Genomic DNA, 15,465 nt, shown 5'->3' with positions numbered 1-15,465 from the left:
TCGTTGGACGCTCATTTGAGCACCTATTCAGATGTCCACCACATGACGTGGTCATTGCATTGAAGGACTTCCCTGTGAATTACGTCAACCTTTCGGGCAGATTTCGTGTTAGATTGCTCAAATGAGCGCGCAGGCTCGACGATTGAGCCCGACGAAGTCGATTGCCGCGGCCGCGATCGCGCGCCGGTTCTACGTGCTCGGCCACTCCAAGCTGGAGATCGCCGAGGAGTTCGGCATCAGCCGGTTCAAGGTGGCCAGGATCCTCGACAATGCAAGGGAAACCGGGCTCGTGCGGGTCGAGTTCGACCTCGGCGTGCCGGTCGACGTCACGCTGTCCGACGAGGTGCGCTCGGCCTACGGTCTGAATCGTGTCCTAGTGCTCGAACGAGCGCTTTCGGCCGGTGGCCGGCCGGCCGTGCGGCGGCACATCGGCGCGCTCGCGGCGTTGGTGCTGTCGGAGATGGTGACGAAGGACGACGTGCTCGGCCTGTCCTGGGCGCGGTCGGTCAACGTGATGGCCGAGTCGGTCGCCACGCTGGCGCGGGTGCCGGTGGTGCAGCTGTGCGGGGTGCAGGCGGGGATCGACATGCGGGACCGCTCGGTCGAGACCGTCACCCGGGTGGCCAGGGTCGGCGGTGGGGACGCGTACCCGATCTACGGCCCGCTGGTGCTGCCCGACCGGCGGACCACGGACATCCTGCGCCGGCAGCCGGGGATCGCGGAGACCTTCGGCCAGTTCCGCAACCTCACGAAGGCAGTGGTGTCGATCGGCGCGTGGGCGCCGGGGGAGTCCACTGTGTACGACGCGCTCGACCCCGCCGAGCGCGACGCGATCGGCCGGCGGGGCGCGGTCGCGGAGGTCACCGCCAGACTCTTCGACGGTGACGGCAACGCCTTGTCCACGGGCCTCGCGCACCACGTGCTGGCGGTGAGCACGGAGGAGCTCCGGGCGGTGCCGGAGGTCATCGCGCTCGGCTACACCGCGCCGAAGGCCGAGGCCATCGACGCGGTGCTGCGCTCGGGCATGGTGACCACCCTGATCACCGACACCGCCGCCGCCGAGCCACTACTGGAACTCGCCGGCTAGGGCACCAACAGGATGCGGCCCAGCTGGGCGCGGTCGTCGAGGAGCTGGTGGGCCTTCGCCACCTCTGCCAGGGGTAGCCGGGCGTGGACCGTCGTGTGCAGGCGGCCCGTCGCGAAGTGGTCGGTCAGCTCGGCCACCGAGGCCGCGGCCTCCTCCGGCCGCCCCGCGCGCCACGCCATCAGCGAGAACCCCGCCGCCGCGCGCATCTGGAACAGCTTCGCCAGCGGCACGTCGATCAGCTCGCCCGACGCTATCCCGTAGGCGACCAGGCGGCCGTAGGGCGCTAGCAGATCCAGGCTCTGCAGCATGGTCTGTCCGCCGACCGAGTCGAGTACCACGTCCACCCCACCCGGGGCGGCCGCGCGCACCTGGTCCGGCCAGTCGTCGCGCGTGTAGTCGATGGCCACGTCGGCGCCCTGGGCGCGGGCGAAGTCGAGCTTGGCCGCAGAGCCCGCGGTCGCGATCACCGTCCCCGCGCCGAGCAGCTTGGCCAGCTGCACGGCGAGGTGGCCGATCCCACCCGCCGCGGCGTGCACCAGCACGGTCTCGCCGGGGGAGAGGCGGCCGCTGCGCAACGTCCCCAGCGCGACCGGCGCGGCCAGCGGCAACATCGTCGCCGAGCCGTCGTCCAGTCCGTCCGGGACGGTCGCTGCCCATTGCGCGTCGGCCAGGACGTGGTCGGCGAAGGCGTCCTCGCTCAGGGCCGCGACCCGGCGGCCGGTCAACCCGGGATCCACCTCGGGCCCGACCGCCTCGACCCTGCCGACCACGTCGCCGGTCAGCGTCGCGGGCATCGGGCGGTTGTACTTCGCGCCCAAGCCCTGCCGGAACTTGCTGTCGATGAAGTTGGCCCCGATCAGCTCGGTCGCGATGCGCACCTGGCCCGGGCCGGGGTCCGGGACGTCGGCCTCCTCGACCCGCAGTACCTCCGGGCCGCCATAGGCGTGATAACGGACTCGACGCACGGTATTCTCCCTTAACTGGACTTACGGTCGACTTAACCGTACTGGACCGGCGGTCCAGTTGTCCACGACGTCCCCGAAGGAGGGCCATGCCCGGACAGCGGCGCGAACGTGCCGACGCGGCACGCAACCGGCGCGCGATCCTGCTGGCGACCGAGGACCTGCTGACCCGCCACCGCCCGGACGAGGTGACGATCGAGCAGGTCGCGGCCGCCGCGGGGGTCGGTAAGGGGACAGTGTTCCACCGCTTCGGCAACCGGATGGGCCTGATGATCGCGCTGATGCAGGAGCGCGCCCGCGGTCTCAACGAGGCCGTCGAGAGCGGCCCGCCGCCGCTGGGCCCCGGCGCCCCGCCGCGCGAGCGCCTGCTGGCGTTCCTGTCCGCGGTGGTCGACTTGGTCGGCCGCAACAAGGGCCTGCTGGCGGCGCTGGGCCAGGCCGTCTCCCCCCGAGCCCACGGCGAGGATCACCCGGTCTACCTGTTCTGGCACGGCCACATCACCGAGCTCATCGAGGCCGAGCGCCCGGAGCTCGACGCCCCGCTCCTGGCCGACCTGCTCCTGGGCGGCCTCCAGGCGGAGCCGATCCTCCGCCTCCTCGAACGCGGCGAGACCAAGCGCCTGGAAGCGGGCCTGCACGAGCTCGCCGCCGGCCTGCTCGAGTAGGGCACGTCCGACGGACCCTGGCCGCGCGGTTCGCGCGGAGAGCGGTCGCTGTCGGTGTTGCAGATCCGCCGGACGCGCCCCTAGCGGAGCGTGCGGCTGCGGCCGCGGAACTCGGCGATCACCTCGTCGCCGCGGTACACGGTGACGTCGCAGATGCCGCTGCGGCCGTACACCACGCGTTCCTGCGCCCGCGCCTCCAGCACGTCGCCGCGGCGGGCGGCCGCGACGAACGTGACGTCCGCGCCGGCGGCCACGGTGACCGGGCCGTGGCTGTTGCACGCGCATGCGAACGCCGTGTCGGCGAGCAGGAACACGAACCCGCCGTGGGCGATGTCGTGGCCGTTCACCATCGTGTCGGTGACGGTCATCCGGACCACCGCGTAACCGGTCCCGGCGTCGACCAGCGTGATGCCCAGCGAGCGCGAGGCGAGGTCGTCATCGAGCATCCGGCGCACCGACTCCGGAACCACGGATTCTCCTAACGTGTCGACCTAGTGTCGAGAGCCCCGCCATCATCGCAGGTCGCGGCGTCGCGTTAGCAAAGAACGGGGAGATGTGGACCACATTGGTTGCACGTCGGAAAGTAGGACATCAAACTATTCTTATGGCTGACGTCCCAGCGCTGCACCGCCCCGCGAACCCAGTTCGGTTCGTCACCGCCGCGAGCCTGTTCGACGGGCACGACGCGGCGATCAACATCATGCGCCGCATCCTGCAGTCGCAGGGCGCCGAGGTCATCCACCTCGGCCACAACCGCTCCGTCCGCGAGGTCGTCCGCGCCGCCATCCAGGAGGACGTCCAGGGCGTGGCGATCAGCGCCTACCAGGGCGGCCACGTCGAGTACTTCAGCTACCTGGTCGAGCTGCTCAACGAGCACGGCGCCGGCCACGTCAAGGTCTTCGGCGGCGGCGGGGGCGTCATCGTCCGCGAGGAGATCGAGCTCCTCCACGGGCGCGGCGTGGCGCGCATCTTCTCCCCGGACGACGGCCAGCAGCTCGGTCTCGCCCGCATGATCAACTCGATGATCGAGGCCTGCGACGTCGACCTCGCCGACCGGCCCGAGCCCGCGCTCGACACGCTCTACGCCGGGCACCATGACGCGCTCGCCCAGGTCATCACCAAGATCGAGGCCGGCCGCCTGGACGACGCCACGCTCACCCAGATCCGCGAGACCGCCGAGCGCAGGAGGGTGCCGGTCCTCGGCATCACCGGCACCGGCGGCTCCGGCAAGTCCTCGCTCACCGACGAGCTCGTCCGCCGGTTCCGCCTCGACCAGCAGGACAAGCTGCGCGTCGCGGTGCTCGCGGTCGACCCGACCCGCCGGCGCGGCGGTGGCGCGCTGCTCGGCGACCGCATCCGGATGAACACCCTCGGCGGCATCGCGGGCGTCCCCGGCGGCGACGGTGACCAGGTGTTCTTCCGCTCCATGGCCACCCGCGGCGCGGTCGCCGAGGTCCCCGAGGGCCTCACCGACGCGATCGCCGCGGCCAAGGCGGCGGGCAACGACCTCGTGATCGTCGAGACCCCCGGCATCGGCCAGGGCGACGCGGCCATCGTGCCGTTCGTCGACACCTCGCTGTACGTGATGACGCCCGAGTTCGGCGCCGCCTCGCAGCTCGAGAAGATCGACATGCTCGACTTCGCCGACGTCGTGGCCATCAACAAGTTCGAGCGCCGGGGCGCGGAGGACGCGCGCCGCGACGTCTCCCGCCAGCTGGTGCGCAACCGGGAGGCGTTCGGCGCCTCCTGGGAGGACATGCCGGTGTTCGGCACGAGCGCCGCCACCTTCAACGACGACGGCGTCACCGCGCTCTACCACCACACTCGCGACCTGCTCGCCGAGGCCGGGCTGCCGGTCAGCGAGCCGACCCTCGCGCCGGTCGACGGCCGGGTGTCCACCCGCGCGGCCACCGTGGTGCCCGCACAGCGGGTGCGCTACCTCGCCGACATCGCCGAGACCGTCCGCGGCTACCACGGCGACACCGACGCGCAGGTGGCCGCCGTGCGCGAGCACGCCGCGCTCACCCAGGCCCGGGCGGCCCTCGACCGGGCCGGATCGTCCACTTCGGACATCGAGGCGCTGGTGGCGGAGGCCGGGCGCCGGGTCGAGCGGGACACCGAGGACCTGCTGGCGAGCTACCGCACGCTCAAGGATGCCTACACCGGCGAGGAGCTGGTGGTGAAGGTCCGCGACAAGGAGCTGCACACCCAGTTGTGGCGGGAGACGCTGTCCGGAACGAAGGTCCCGCGGGTGGCGCTGCCGCGGCTCGACGACGACGGCTCGCTGCTTCGCTTCCTGCGCAAGGAGAACCTGCCGGGCTACTTCCCGTTCACCGCCGGCGTGTTCCCGTTCAAGCGCGACGGCGAGGACCCGGCCCGGATGTTCGCCGGCGAGGGCGACGCGTTCCGCACCAACCGCCGCTTCCGCTACCTGTCCGAGGGCTCTGAGGCCACCCGGCTGTCCACCGCGTTCGACTCGGTGACCCTCTACGGGCACGACCCGGACACCCCGCCGGACATCTACGGCAAGGTCGGCACCTCCGGCGTCTCGATCGCGACGCACGACGACATGCGCGCGCTCTACGACGGCTTCGACCTCACCGCACCGTCCACTTCGGTCTCCATGACGATCAACGGCCCGGCGCCGACCATCCTCGCGTTCTTCCTCAACACCGCGATCGACCAGAACGTCGAGAGGTTCGCCGCCGAGCACGGCCGCCAGCCCTCCGACGACGAGCGGGCGGAGATCACCGCGTGGGCGCTGGCCAACGTCCGCGGCACCGTGCAGGCCGACATCCTCAAGGAGGACCAGGGCCAGAACACGTGCATCTTCTCCACGGAGTTCAGCCTGCGGATGATGGCCGACATCCAGGAGTGGTTCATCACCAACAAGGTCCGCAACTTCTACTCGGTGTCGATCTCCGGTTACCACATCGCCGAGGCCGGCGCCAACCCCATCAGCCAGCTGGCGTTCACGCTCGCCAACGGGTTCACCTACGTCGAGTCCTACCTGGCCCGCGGCATGGACATCGACGACTTCGCGCCGAACCTGTCGTTCTTCTTCTCCAACGGCCTCGACGCCGAGTACAGCGTCATCGGCCGGGTGGCCCGGCGGATCTGGGCGGTCGCGATGCGCGAGCGCTACGGCGCCAACGAGCGGTCGCAGAAGTTCAAGTACCACGTGCAGACGTCCGGCCGGTCGCTGCACGCGCAGGAGATGCACTTCAACGACATCCGCACCACGCTGCAGGCACTGTGCGCGTTGTACGACAACTGCAACTCGTTGCACACCAATGCCTACGACGAGGCCATCACCACGCCGACGGAGAGCTCGGTGCGCCGCGCGATGGCCATCCAGCTGATCATCAACAAGGAGTGGGGCCTGTCGAAGAACGAGAACCCGCTGCAGGGCTCGTTCATCATCGACGAGCTGACCGACCTGGTCGAGGAGGCCGTGCTCGTCGAGTTCGAGCGGCTGTCCGAGCGCGGCGGCGTGCTCGGCGCGATGGAGACCGGCTACCAGCGCGGTCGCATCCAGGACGAGTCGATGCTCTACGAGCAGCGCAAGCACGACGGCTCGCTGCCGCTGATCGGGGTCAACACGTTCCTGCCGAACAAGGACAACGCCGAGGAGCTGCCGACCATCGAGCTGGCCAGGGCCACCGAGGACGAGAAGCGCTCCCAGGTCGAGCGCACTCGAGCCTTCCAGGAGAAGCACCGGAGCGATGCGGTCGTCGCACTCCGGCGGCTGCGCGATGCGGTCGCCAACGAGGAGAATGTGTTCGGAGTGCTGATGGACGCCGCTAGGGTGTGCACGCTCGGTCAGATCACCGACGCCTTCTTCGAGGTCGGCGGTCAGTACCGGCGCAACGTCTGACTACGGAGGGTTCCTTGAGCGAGCTTGCGAGCGAGACATGACACGGGGCGACCGCGAGGGGCTGTCATGAGTATCGAGCGGGTTGGGGTCGTCGGCTGTGGGCTGATGGGGTCGGGCATCGCGGAGGTCTGCGCGCGGGCGGGGCTCGGCGTGATCGTCAGCGAGGTGAGCCAGGACGCGCTCGACGCCGGCCGGGCCCGGGTGGAGAAGTCCCTGGCCAGGGCGGTGCGCAGCGGCAAGCTCGACGAGGCCGGCCGGGACGCGGCGCTGGGCCGGATGCGGTTCAGCACGGACCTCGGCGAGTTCGCCGACCGCCAGCTCGTGGTCGAGGCGGTCGCGGAGAACGAGCCGATCAAGACCGACGTGTTCACCTCGCTGGACAAGGTCATCGCCGACCCCGAGGCGATCTTCGCGTCGAACACGTCGTCGATCCCGATCATGAAGCTGGGCATGGCCACGTCGCGGCCGCAGCAGGTGATCGGCATCCACTTCTTCAACCCGGTGCCGGTGCTCAAGCTGGTCGAGCTGGTGCCCTCGCTGCTCACCGGCGAGTCCACGAAGGAGCGTGCGGAGTCCTTTGTGGAGACGGTGCTGGGCAAGGAGGTCATCCTCTCCCAGGACCGCGCGGGCTTCGTCGTGAACGCGCTGCTGGTGCCCTACCTGCTGTCCGCGATCCGGATGCTCGAGTCGGGCTTCGCGTCGGCGGAGGACATCGACACCGGCATGGTGCAGGGCTGCGCGCACCCGATGGGCCCGCTCGCGCTCACCGACCTGATCGGCCTCGACACCACGAAGGCCATCGCCGAGTCGATGTACGCCGAGTTCAAGGAGCCGCTCTACTCGCCGCCGCCGCTGCTGTTGCGCATGGTGGACGCGGGGCTGCTCGGCAAGAAGAGCAGCCGCGGCTTCTACGACTACAGCGCCTGACCGGTCAGCTCCGCCCGCACGGCCTGGGCCCGCTCGGTGATCAGGTCGAGCACCTTCTTGGTGACGAGCTGGTCGTCGGCGGAGATGCCGTCGAAGAGCTTGTCACCCGCGCGGACCGCCGCCGCGGTGATCTCCTCGAAGACCTGCCGGCCGCGTGCGGTCGGCGTCACGGTGCCGGTGTCGCCGGCCTGAACCAGGCCGGCGCCCGCCAGCTCGTCCAGGGTCCGCAACACCGCCGCGCGGTCGCCGGCCACCGGGGGCACCGCGTCCGCGGCGGCGTCGCGCGTGACCGGTGTTTCCATGCCGGCGAGCCTGCGCAGGACGACCCACTGCAGGAACGTGATGCCCGCGGTGTCGAGCAGCGCGTCCAGCACGGAGCGGCTGGCCGCCGCGGCGACGCCGATGTGCTCGCCGTTGAAGACGCGTGGTCGGGTCATGGTGGGCTCGCTTTCGTTGTGCTGTACCAGGGGTGTGTCGTCCAGCAGGGTCAGGAGGGTGGCGCGCAGCTCGCGGTCGCGCGACCCGTCCGGCCCGCCGATCGCCGCGGTGAGCGCGGCGTGCCGCTCGTGCACGATGCCGGCCGCCTCGGCGACGACGTCGCGCCCGCGGTCGGTGAGCGCGAGCCGCACCGCGCGCGGGTCGGCCGGGTCGGCCGGTCGCTCGACCAGCCCGGCCGCTTCCAGCGCCCTGGCCAGCCGGGACACGTAGAGCGGCTCGAGGCCGGTGAAGGCGGCGAGCCGCCGCTGGTTGGGCCGCTGCCCGTCCCTGGCGAGCGTGGAGAGCGCGCCGAGGACGGCGAACTGCGCGTGGGTGAGGCCGAGCGGCGCCAGCGCCCGGTCGACGTCGGCGCGCCACTTGGTGGACAGACGCCAGATGAGGTAGCCGGTGGTCGGCCCGTTCGGTCCCACGCGGATACCGTACATGGACATTATGTCTATGGCTACCATCGTCTCCGGTCCACGCGGCGTGATACAAAGATGCACGAATGTCTCATCGACTCAGGCGGGGTGGCGGTCATGACGGCTGAGGCGACGCGGGCCGAACCGGAGCTCGAGGTGCCCGGGCCGGGCACACTGCACTGGCGCTACGCCGGCGAGGTGCGCGGCTACCTGCTGCTGGTCAAGGCCGGCCTGCTGCAGCTCATGCATCCCGGTCTCGGCGCGGGGGTCGAGCAGCACTCGGACTTCTTCACCGAGCCGTGGGAGCGGGTGCTGCGCTCGGTGCCGGAGATCCAGGGTGTCACGTTCGACTGGCCGCACGGCGGGCGCACCGCTCGCAAGATCCGCGACTACCACACGCACATCAAGGGCCTCGACGGTCAGGGCCGGCGCTACCACGCGCTCGACCCCGACGTGTACTTCTGGGCGCACGCCACGATCTTCGACGCGCTGTTCCAGCTGATCGAGCTCTTCGACCACCCGATGAGCGAGGCGGACAAGGAGCAGCTCTACGCCGAGTCGCGGCAGGTGTACCGGGCCTACGGGGTCAGCGACCGGGTCGTGCCGCCGGACTGGGCGAGCTTCCAGGTCTACTTCGACCGCATGTGCCGCGAGGAGCTGGTGATCACGCCGTCCGCGCGGGGGCTGATCGAGTTCGCCAAGGAGCCGCCGGTCAGTTTCCCCCTGGTGCCGGCGCCGCTGTACCGGCTGCTGCGCCGGCCGAGCGCCAAGCCGCTGTGGTGGCTCTCGGTCGGCACGCTGCCCGAACCGGTCCGCCAGCAGATCGGTGAGCGGTGGACCGCCCGCGACGAGCGCCGGCACCGGCGGTTCCGGCGCGCGGTGAGCACCGTCTGGCCCCTCGTGCCGGCGCGGCTGCGCTACACCGAGCGCGCCCGCCGCGGCTACGCGCGGACCGGGATCGGGCCACTCGGATGAGCCTGCTGGACCTGGTCCTGGCCGAGCCCGACACGGACGCGGTGGGGGAGTCCATTGTGGACGCCGCGCTCGCGGAGTTCCTCACCTACGGCCTGCGGCGCACCAACGTCGACGTCGTCGCCCGCCGCGCGGGCGTCTCGCGCGCGACGCTGTACCGGCGCTTCGACGGCAAGGACGCGCTCGTGCAGGCGGTGCTCGTCCGCGAGTCCCGGCGATTCTTCGCCAGCATCGCCGAGGCGGTCGCCGGCCTCGACACCGCGGAGGAGCGCCTGGTCGAGGGCTTCGTCGTGGGCGTGCGCTACGCCCGCACGGACCGGCTGCTCAACCGCCTGCTGGCCGCCGACCCGGAGGCGTTGCTGCCCCACCTCACCACCAACGGCGGCCTGGTGGTGGCCGCCGCCCGCGACTTCCTCGTCCAGCAGGCGCCGGACGAGCCCGCACCGTCGGACGACCGGACGCCGGCCGGCGCGGCGGAGGTGTTCGTGCGGCTGGCGATCTCGTTCACGCTGATGCCGGAGAGCGCCATACCACTGGACACCGACGAGGCCGTGCGGACCTTCGCCCGCGCCTACCTCGCGCCGCTGATGCGCTCCGGCAGCTGACCGAGCACCCCGTCGATCAGCACCCGCAGGTCGGCCTTCGCGCGCTTCCACCGGGCGTCCTGCTCCGCGGTGTCCGGATTGGACAGTCCGAGCAGCTGGATGCCGCGCACCGTGTCCAGCGCGGTGTACATCGCGTGCCGGAACCGCGGGTTGTCCGCGTGCTCGCCGAACGCCGACGCGGAGAACTCCAGCACCGCCGTCCGCGCCTCCGGCTCCGCCGCGGCGAGCTGCGCGCGCAGCTCGAGGTCGGTCCGCGCGGCCACCCACATCTCGATCGTCGCGTAGAGGATTGGGCCCTGGTGGATCTCCCACATCAGGTCGAGCGCCGCGTCGAGCGGGTCGGGTGCCCGGCGCACCGCGTCGATCTTCTCGAACGCCAGCTCGGCGCGCTTGGCCGCGAGGTGCCGCACGGCGGCGGCGACCAGGTCGGCGCGGGTGGGGAAGTGGTGGACCTGGGCGCCGCGGGTGACCCCGGCCAGCTCGGTGACCCGAGTGGTCGTGGTGCCCGCGTAGCCGTACCGCACCAGGCACTCCACGGTGGCGTCGAGCAGCCGCTTGCGCATTGCGGCGCTGCGTTCCTGCTGGGTCCGGCCGGTCTTCGACTTTCTGGCGGGCATCCCCTCAGGTTACTGATTCATGCACCCACGTCGGTAAATGATCGCGCGTCTCTGGTGATTTCCTGGTCGCCCGCCACCTCGGGACGCCGGTACAGCGCGCCGTAGATCCCGATGACACCGGCCGTGACCAGGGCCGCGAGGCCGACGATCGACAGCAGCGTCGGGACCAGCGGGGCGGCCAGCGGCGGCACCTTGGTGATCGCCTCGACCAGCACGACCACGCTGAGCACCAGGTACCCGCCGGCGCCGAGCTGGACGATCCGCATCCGGGTGCGCTCGGGCCACGTGGTGAACGTCAGCAGCCAGGCCAGGCCGGGGATGACCAGGATCGCGTGCATCGTGACCGCGTGTGCCGGCTTGAGGAACCCGGCGGTGGTGTAGGCGAGCTCGGGATCGCTCTGCGACGTGGTGACGCCGACCGCGATCATCGCGGCGCCGACTCCCAGCGCGACCATCAGAGTCACGAAGCCGAACCGCATGGCCAGCCGCATGCTCGGCGAGTTCTGGCCCACCGAGCGGAACGCCGACAGCGTGAAACCCAGCGTCAGCGCGACGATGGCCATGCCGCCGAACGCCAGCGTGCCGGCGACGGCCGCGTCGAACGGGGTCGAGAAGTTGAAGTGCGACGGCACCCCGCGCCAGGCCTGCATCGACACCAGCGTCGTCTCGACCACGCAGGCGATCGTGAACCCGCCGAGCAGCACCCGCCGGGCGACCGTGCCGAGCTGGATGAAGTGCGTGACCCACGCGACCGTGGCCAGCGTGAGCCCGAACGACAGCCCGAACGTCGTGGCCTTGCGCAGCGAGATCGGCCCGGTCCACGGCCCGCCGGAGATGGTCAGGATGACCAGGTGCACCAGCCCGCTGAGGAACAGCAGCCCTCCGACGAGGAACGCCGTCCGCTCGATCCGGGTGCCCTCGTCCCAGCTGCGCCGCAGTGATCGGCCCATCGCCTGCATCACGGTCTTCATGACGCCCACCTCCTGACCACAAGACTGGCCCGGTCAGCGGCGGATGTCGTCAGCGTCTCGACGGCTTCTCGAGTACGCCCGGAGGCGTATGTCAGCCGAACGGGTGCGCCTTGAGCGCGCGGGTCAGCCCGGTGAGCCCCACGGTCAGTCCGGCGCGCTCTTCGTCGGTCAGCGCGTCGAAGACGGCGGCGTGCCGCTCGTGCATGATGCCGGCGGCCTGTTCGGCCACCCGCTTGCCCTCCTCGGTCAGCCGGACGCGGTATATCCGCCGGTTGGCCGGGTCCCGGACGCGCTCGATCCAGCCGCGTTCCTCCATCGACGCGCCCATGCGGCTGGCCCGGCTCTTGTCCACCCGCAACGCGTCGGCGATGTCCTGCTGGGCGAGCTCGCCGCGGTCGGCCAGCTCGAAGAGCATCACGCAGTCGGCAAGCGAGAGCGTGACGTCGCCGAACGGCCACTCGGACCGCAGGCCGACCAGCTGCACCACCTGGAAGAGCAGCCCGTCGAGCCGGTCGTGCACCGTCGCCTCCATGGTTGTCCTATGCAACAGTTGTCGCTAGCATCTATGACAGTTGCTCAGCACAACTTTCTCACAGGAGGACTCCCATGCACGCCATCCGCGGCTCCCAGCGCCTGTTCGAGCACGGCCGGCTCTACGACGCGTTCGCGCGCCGGCTGGCCGGCGGCCTGTACCGGCGGGTCGTCGACGACGTGCTGCTGGCCGAGCCGCGACCGGGCGCGGCGATCCTCGACGCCGGGTGTGGCCCGGGCCGGCTCGCCATGGACATCGCGCGGGCCCGCCCCGACGCGACCGTGCACGGCGTCGACCTGGCCGAGGGCGCCATCGACGTGGCGGTCGAGCGGGCCGAGCGGGCCGGGCTCGCCGACCGGGCGCGTTTCCTCCACGCGGACCTCGCCGACGTGCCGTTCCCGGACGACACCTTCGACCTGGTCGTGTCGACGGCGAGCTACCACCACTGGGAGCACGTCGCGCCGGTCGTCGCCGAGCTGGCGCGGGTACTGCGGCCGGACGGCCGGTTGTGGGTCTACGACGCTCGCGCGATGCCCGCGACGCCGCTGCGCGAGGCCGTGCGGGAGGCGATGCCGGACCGGTCACTCGGGCGGGCGATCGTGCGGACCGGCTGGTTCCCGGTCCCGCTCTTCCAGCGCCTGGGCGTCAGCCGGTCCGGGTGAGCTTGGCCCGGTGCCGGCGGACGGCGTCGCGGTTGGCGCAGGTGGGGGAGCAGTAGCGCTGCCTGCCGCCGCGGGTGAGGTCGCCGAACGGGTGGCCGCGTCCAGCCACGTCACCGGCGACGGCTGGGTCCGCCACCAACGCGGCCACCGCGGCGCGACCCGCGTACTCCTCAACGCCGAGCCGGTCGGGGTCGCCACGAGGAATGATCCAGAGCGGAACGGGGTTGTCGATGAGCGATGACCGTCACCTGCGGGCCGCCGGTCACCGGGGATAGCTTGGGGACAGACCGGCTGCACATTCGCCAGGAGGAGTGTCCGTGACCGAGGGTTTCGTACCCAGCGAGTCCGCTGTCCGACGAGCGTTGCGACGTGCCCGGGACGGGGTGGCCCTCGACCGCACCGAGGCCGAGACGCTGCTCCACGCCAGAGGTGAGCAGATGGGCCAGCTGCTCGACGCCGCCTCCCGGGTGCGGGACGCAGGGCTCGAGGCCACCGGCCGGCCGGGGGTCATCACCCACTCGCGCAGTGTCTTCGTGCCGCTCACCAAGCTGTGCCGGGACCGCTGCCACTACTGCACGTTCGCCACGGTGCCCGGCCGGGTGCCGGCGGCGTTCATGAGCCCCGACGAGGTGCTCGACGTCGTCCGGCGCGGCGCCGAGCTGGGGTGCACGGAGGTGCTCTTCACCCTCGGCGACCGGCCCGAGGACCGGTGGACGGCGGCGAAGGAGTGGCTCGAGGAGGCCGGCTACCCGGACACGCTTTCTTATGTGCGGGCCATGTCGATCAAGGTCCTCGAGGAGACCGGGGTCCTGCCGCACCTCAACCCGGGCGTGCTGAGCTGGACGGACTTCCAGCGGCTCAAGCCCGTGTCGGCGTCGATGGGCATGATGCTCGAGACCACGGCCACCCGCCTGTGGTCGGAGAAGGGCGGCGCGCACTACGGCTCGCCCGACAAGGAGCCCGCGGTCCGGCTGCGGGTGCTCGAGGACGCCGGGCGCAGCAACGTCCCGTTCACCACGGGCATCCTCATCGGCATCGGCGAGACTCTCGAGGAGCGGGTCGACTCGCTGTTCGCCATCCGCAAGGTGGCCCGGCAGTACGGTGGCATCCAGGAAGTCATCGTGCAGAACTTCCGCGCGAAGCCGGACACCGCGATGGCCGGCATGGCCGACGTCGAGGCGCAGGAGCTGGCCGCCACGGTCGCGGTCGCGCGGCTCGTGCTCGGGCCGAAGATGCGCATCCAGGCGCCGCCCAACCTCATCGGCGGCGAGTACGAGCTGCTGCTGCGTGCCGGCATCGACGACTGGGGTGGCGTCTCGCCGCTCACCATCGACCACGTCAACCCCGAGCGCCCCTGGCCGCAGCTCGACGAGCTCACCGCGCGCACCGAGGCCGCCGGTTTCACCCTGGCCGAGCGCCTGCCGATCTACCCCGAGTACGTCCGCCGCGGCGAGCCCTGGCTCGACCCGCGGGTCGCCGGCCACGTCGCCGCCCTGGCCGACGCCGAGACGGGGCTCGCCGCGCCCGGTCGGCCGCTGGTGGGCCGGCCGTGGCAGGAGCCGGAGGTGGCGCTGATCGACTCGGGTCGCACCGACCTGCACGCCAGCATCGACACGGAGGGCCGCACGACCGACCGCCGCGACGACTTCGACTCCGTGTACGGGGACTGGGAAGAGCTGCGTTCCCAGGTGGCCGCGATGCCGTCACGGGTGTCAGGTCCGGCGGGCTCGGGCGTCCGCCCGGAGTTCGCCACCGCGCTGCGGCATGCCGAGTCCGACCCGAGTGGACTGTCCGATGAGGACTCTCTGACGCTGCTGTCCGCGTCCGCCGGCGCCGAGATCGACGCGCTGGCCGCCCTGGCCGACGCCGTGCGCGCGGACGTGGTCGGCGACGAGGTGACCTATGTGGTCACCCGCAACATCAACTTCACCAACGTGTGTTACACGGGCTGCCGGTTCTGCGCGTTCGCCCAACGCCGCACCGACAGCGATGCGTATACCTTGTCGATCGAGCAGGTCGGCCAGCGTGCCGAGCAGGCGTGGGCCGTGGGCGCCACCGAGGTCTGCATGCAAGGTGGGATCCACCCGGACCTGCCCGGCACCGCGTACTTCGACATCGCGGCCGAGGTGAAGAAGCGCGCCCCCGGCCTGCACGTGCACGCGTTCTCGCCGATGGAGGTCGTCAACGGCGCGTCCAGGACCAACCTGTCCATCCGCGACTGGCTGACCGCCGCCCGAGAGTCCGGAGTGGACTCCCTGCCAGGCACAGCGGCAGAGATCCTCGACGACGACGTGCGGTGGATCCTCACGAAGGGCAAACTGCCCACCGCGGCCTGGATCGACGTGGTGACGACGGCACACGAGCTGGGCATCCGCACCACCTCGACGATGATGTACGGGCATGTCGACAACCCGTCGCACTGGGTGGCCCACCTCAAGCTGTTGCGGGACCTGCAGGGGCGGACCGGTGGGTTCACGGAGTTCGTGCTGCTGCCGTTCGTACACACGAACGCGCCGCTGTACCTGGCCGGCATAGCCCGCCCGGGCCCGACCCACCTCGAGAACCGCGCGGTGCACGCGTTGGCGCGCCTGCTGCTGCACGGCCGGATCGACAACATCCAGACGAGCTGGGTGAAGCTCGGTGACACGGGTGTGGTGGAGGTACTGCGCGGCGGGGTCAACGACCTGGG

Annotated in this window: 15 protein-coding genes; 8 read left to right on the top strand and 7 right to left on the bottom strand. The window is 71.1% G+C overall.

Annotated elements, in window-relative coordinates; all coding sequences use genetic code 11:
• The first annotated feature begins 142 nt into the window (after nt 1-142).
• Nucleotides 143-1,087, top strand: a complete 945-nt coding sequence (locus VGD70_RS32135) for a sugar-binding transcriptional regulator (protein ID WP_414638115.1) — start codon at nt 143-145, stop codon at nt 1,085-1,087.
• Here the strand turns inward: VGD70_RS32135 and VGD70_RS32130 are convergent.
• Complete coding sequence (locus VGD70_RS32130; RefSeq protein WP_331088044.1) at nt 1,084-2,052, bottom strand: quinone oxidoreductase family protein; 969 nt, start codon at nt 2,050-2,052, stop codon at nt 1,084-1,086. The two genes, VGD70_RS32135 and VGD70_RS32130, sit on opposite strands and share 4 nt — an antisense overlap.
• 86 nt (nt 2,053-2,138) lie before the next feature.
• Here VGD70_RS32130 and VGD70_RS32125 point away from each other — a divergent pair, with 86 nt between their 5' ends.
• Nucleotides 2,139-2,714: a helix-turn-helix domain-containing protein gene (locus tag VGD70_RS32125; RefSeq protein ID WP_331088042.1), complete on the top strand. Its 576-nt coding sequence runs from the start codon at nt 2,139-2,141 to the stop codon at nt 2,712-2,714.
• Nucleotides 2,715-2,794: 80 nt separating this feature from the next.
• Here VGD70_RS32125 and paaI read toward each other — a convergent pair whose 3' ends face one another.
• The gene (gene paaI / locus VGD70_RS32120) at nt 2,795-3,160 is read right to left on the bottom strand and encodes a hydroxyphenylacetyl-CoA thioesterase PaaI (protein WP_331088087.1); all 366 of its coding nucleotides are present in this window, start codon (nt 3,158-3,160) and stop codon (nt 2,795-2,797) included.
• Nucleotides 3,161-3,318: 158 nt separating this feature from the next.
• On the opposite strand from paaI, the gene icmF reads away from it, so the two are divergent.
• Complete coding sequence (gene icmF, locus VGD70_RS32115) at nt 3,319-6,591, top strand: fused isobutyryl-CoA mutase/GTPase IcmF (RefSeq protein ID WP_331088040.1); 3,273 nt, start codon at nt 3,319-3,321, stop codon at nt 6,589-6,591.
• Between the two features lie 66 nt (nt 6,592-6,657).
• Complete coding sequence (locus tag VGD70_RS32110) at nt 6,658-7,518, top strand: 3-hydroxybutyryl-CoA dehydrogenase (RefSeq protein WP_331088039.1); 861 nt, start codon at nt 6,658-6,660, stop codon at nt 7,516-7,518.
• Here the strand turns inward: VGD70_RS32110 and VGD70_RS32105 are convergent.
• Complete coding sequence (locus tag VGD70_RS32105; protein WP_331088037.1) at nt 7,506-8,426, bottom strand: MarR family transcriptional regulator; 921 nt, start codon at nt 8,424-8,426, stop codon at nt 7,506-7,508. The two genes, VGD70_RS32110 and VGD70_RS32105, sit on opposite strands and share 13 nt — an antisense overlap.
• A gap of 108 nt (nt 8,427-8,534) precedes the next feature.
• Between VGD70_RS32105 and VGD70_RS32100 the strand changes: the two genes are divergently transcribed.
• A complete protein-coding gene (locus VGD70_RS32100; RefSeq protein WP_331088035.1) occupies nt 8,535-9,392 on the top strand; it encodes an oxygenase MpaB family protein in 858 nt (285 codons plus the stop codon).
• On the top strand, nt 9,389-9,994 hold the full coding sequence (locus VGD70_RS32095) for a TetR family transcriptional regulator (protein ID WP_331088032.1): 606 nt from the start codon (nt 9,389-9,391) through the stop codon (nt 9,992-9,994). The genes VGD70_RS32100 and VGD70_RS32095 overlap by 4 nt, the downstream gene beginning before the upstream one ends.
• Here VGD70_RS32095 and VGD70_RS32090 read toward each other — a convergent pair.
• The 3 genes from VGD70_RS32090 to VGD70_RS32080 all read right to left on the bottom strand — a co-directional run bounded on the left by VGD70_RS32090 (nt 9,961) and on the right by VGD70_RS32080 (nt 12,114).
• Nucleotides 9,961-10,611 (bottom strand): TetR/AcrR family transcriptional regulator, encoded by a 651-nt coding sequence (locus VGD70_RS32090; RefSeq protein WP_331088030.1) that lies wholly within the window; start codon nt 10,609-10,611, stop codon nt 9,961-9,963. The two genes, VGD70_RS32095 and VGD70_RS32090, sit on opposite strands and share 34 nt — an antisense overlap.
• A gap of 17 nt (nt 10,612-10,628) precedes the next feature.
• Nucleotides 10,629-11,582: a hypothetical protein gene (locus VGD70_RS32085; protein WP_331088028.1), complete on the bottom strand. Its 954-nt coding sequence runs from the start codon at nt 11,580-11,582 to the stop codon at nt 10,629-10,631.
• 91 nt (nt 11,583-11,673) lie between these two features.
• Nucleotides 11,674-12,114, bottom strand: a complete 441-nt coding sequence (locus VGD70_RS32080; RefSeq protein WP_331088027.1) for a MarR family transcriptional regulator — start codon at nt 12,112-12,114, stop codon at nt 11,674-11,676.
• Nucleotides 12,115-12,188: 74 nt separating this feature from the next.
• Between VGD70_RS32080 and VGD70_RS32075 the strand changes: the two genes are divergently transcribed.
• Nucleotides 12,189-12,776, top strand: coding sequence for a class I SAM-dependent methyltransferase (locus VGD70_RS32075; protein WP_331088025.1), 588 nt, complete (start codon nt 12,189-12,191; stop codon nt 12,774-12,776).
• On the opposite strand, the gene VGD70_RS32070 is transcribed toward VGD70_RS32075, so the two are convergent.
• Nucleotides 12,760-12,912 (bottom strand): CGNR zinc finger domain-containing protein, encoded by a 153-nt coding sequence (locus tag VGD70_RS32070; protein ID WP_331088023.1) that lies wholly within the window; start codon nt 12,910-12,912, stop codon nt 12,760-12,762. The genes VGD70_RS32075 and VGD70_RS32070 overlap by 17 nt on opposite strands.
• 181 nt (nt 12,913-13,093) lie before the next feature.
• Here VGD70_RS32070 and VGD70_RS32065 point away from each other — a divergent pair.
• Nucleotides 13,094-15,465: bifunctional FO biosynthesis protein CofGH (locus tag VGD70_RS32065; RefSeq protein ID WP_331088021.1), on the top strand; the 2,372-nt coding region annotated here is incomplete at its 3' end.

This window comes from Actinophytocola sp. (genome assembly GCF_036402745.1).
In the GTDB taxonomy this organism is placed as follows: Bacteria; Actinomycetota; Actinomycetes; order Mycobacteriales; family Pseudonocardiaceae; genus Actinophytocola.
Note: the sequence above shows the minus strand (reverse complement) of the source record. Positions and strands in the feature narration are given on the sequence as shown.

Coding starts and splice junctions, on each gene's coding strand:
- VGD70_RS32125 (WP_331088042.1), top strand. CDS start 2,139: ATGCCCGGACAGCGGCGCGAACGTGCCGACGCGGCACGCAACCGGCGC.
- paaI (WP_331088087.1), bottom strand. CDS start 3,160: ATGCTCGATGACGACCTCGCCTCGCGCTCGCTGGGCATCACGCTGGTC.
- icmF (WP_331088040.1), top strand. CDS start 3,319: ATGGCTGACGTCCCAGCGCTGCACCGCCCCGCGAACCCAGTTCGGTTC.
- VGD70_RS32110 (WP_331088039.1), top strand. CDS start 6,658: ATGAGTATCGAGCGGGTTGGGGTCGTCGGCTGTGGGCTGATGGGGTCG.
- VGD70_RS32100 (WP_331088035.1), top strand. CDS start 8,535: ATGACGGCTGAGGCGACGCGGGCCGAACCGGAGCTCGAGGTGCCCGGG.
- VGD70_RS32095 (WP_331088032.1), top strand. CDS start 9,389: ATGAGCCTGCTGGACCTGGTCCTGGCCGAGCCCGACACGGACGCGGTG.
- VGD70_RS32090 (WP_331088030.1), bottom strand. CDS start 10,611: ATGCCCGCCAGAAAGTCGAAGACCGGCCGGACCCAGCAGGAACGCAGC.
- VGD70_RS32085 (WP_331088028.1), bottom strand. CDS start 11,582: ATGAAGACCGTGATGCAGGCGATGGGCCGATCACTGCGGCGCAGCTGG.
- VGD70_RS32080 (WP_331088027.1), bottom strand. CDS start 12,114: ATGGAGGCGACGGTGCACGACCGGCTCGACGGGCTGCTCTTCCAGGTG.
- VGD70_RS32075 (WP_331088025.1), top strand. CDS start 12,189: ATGCACGCCATCCGCGGCTCCCAGCGCCTGTTCGAGCACGGCCGGCTC.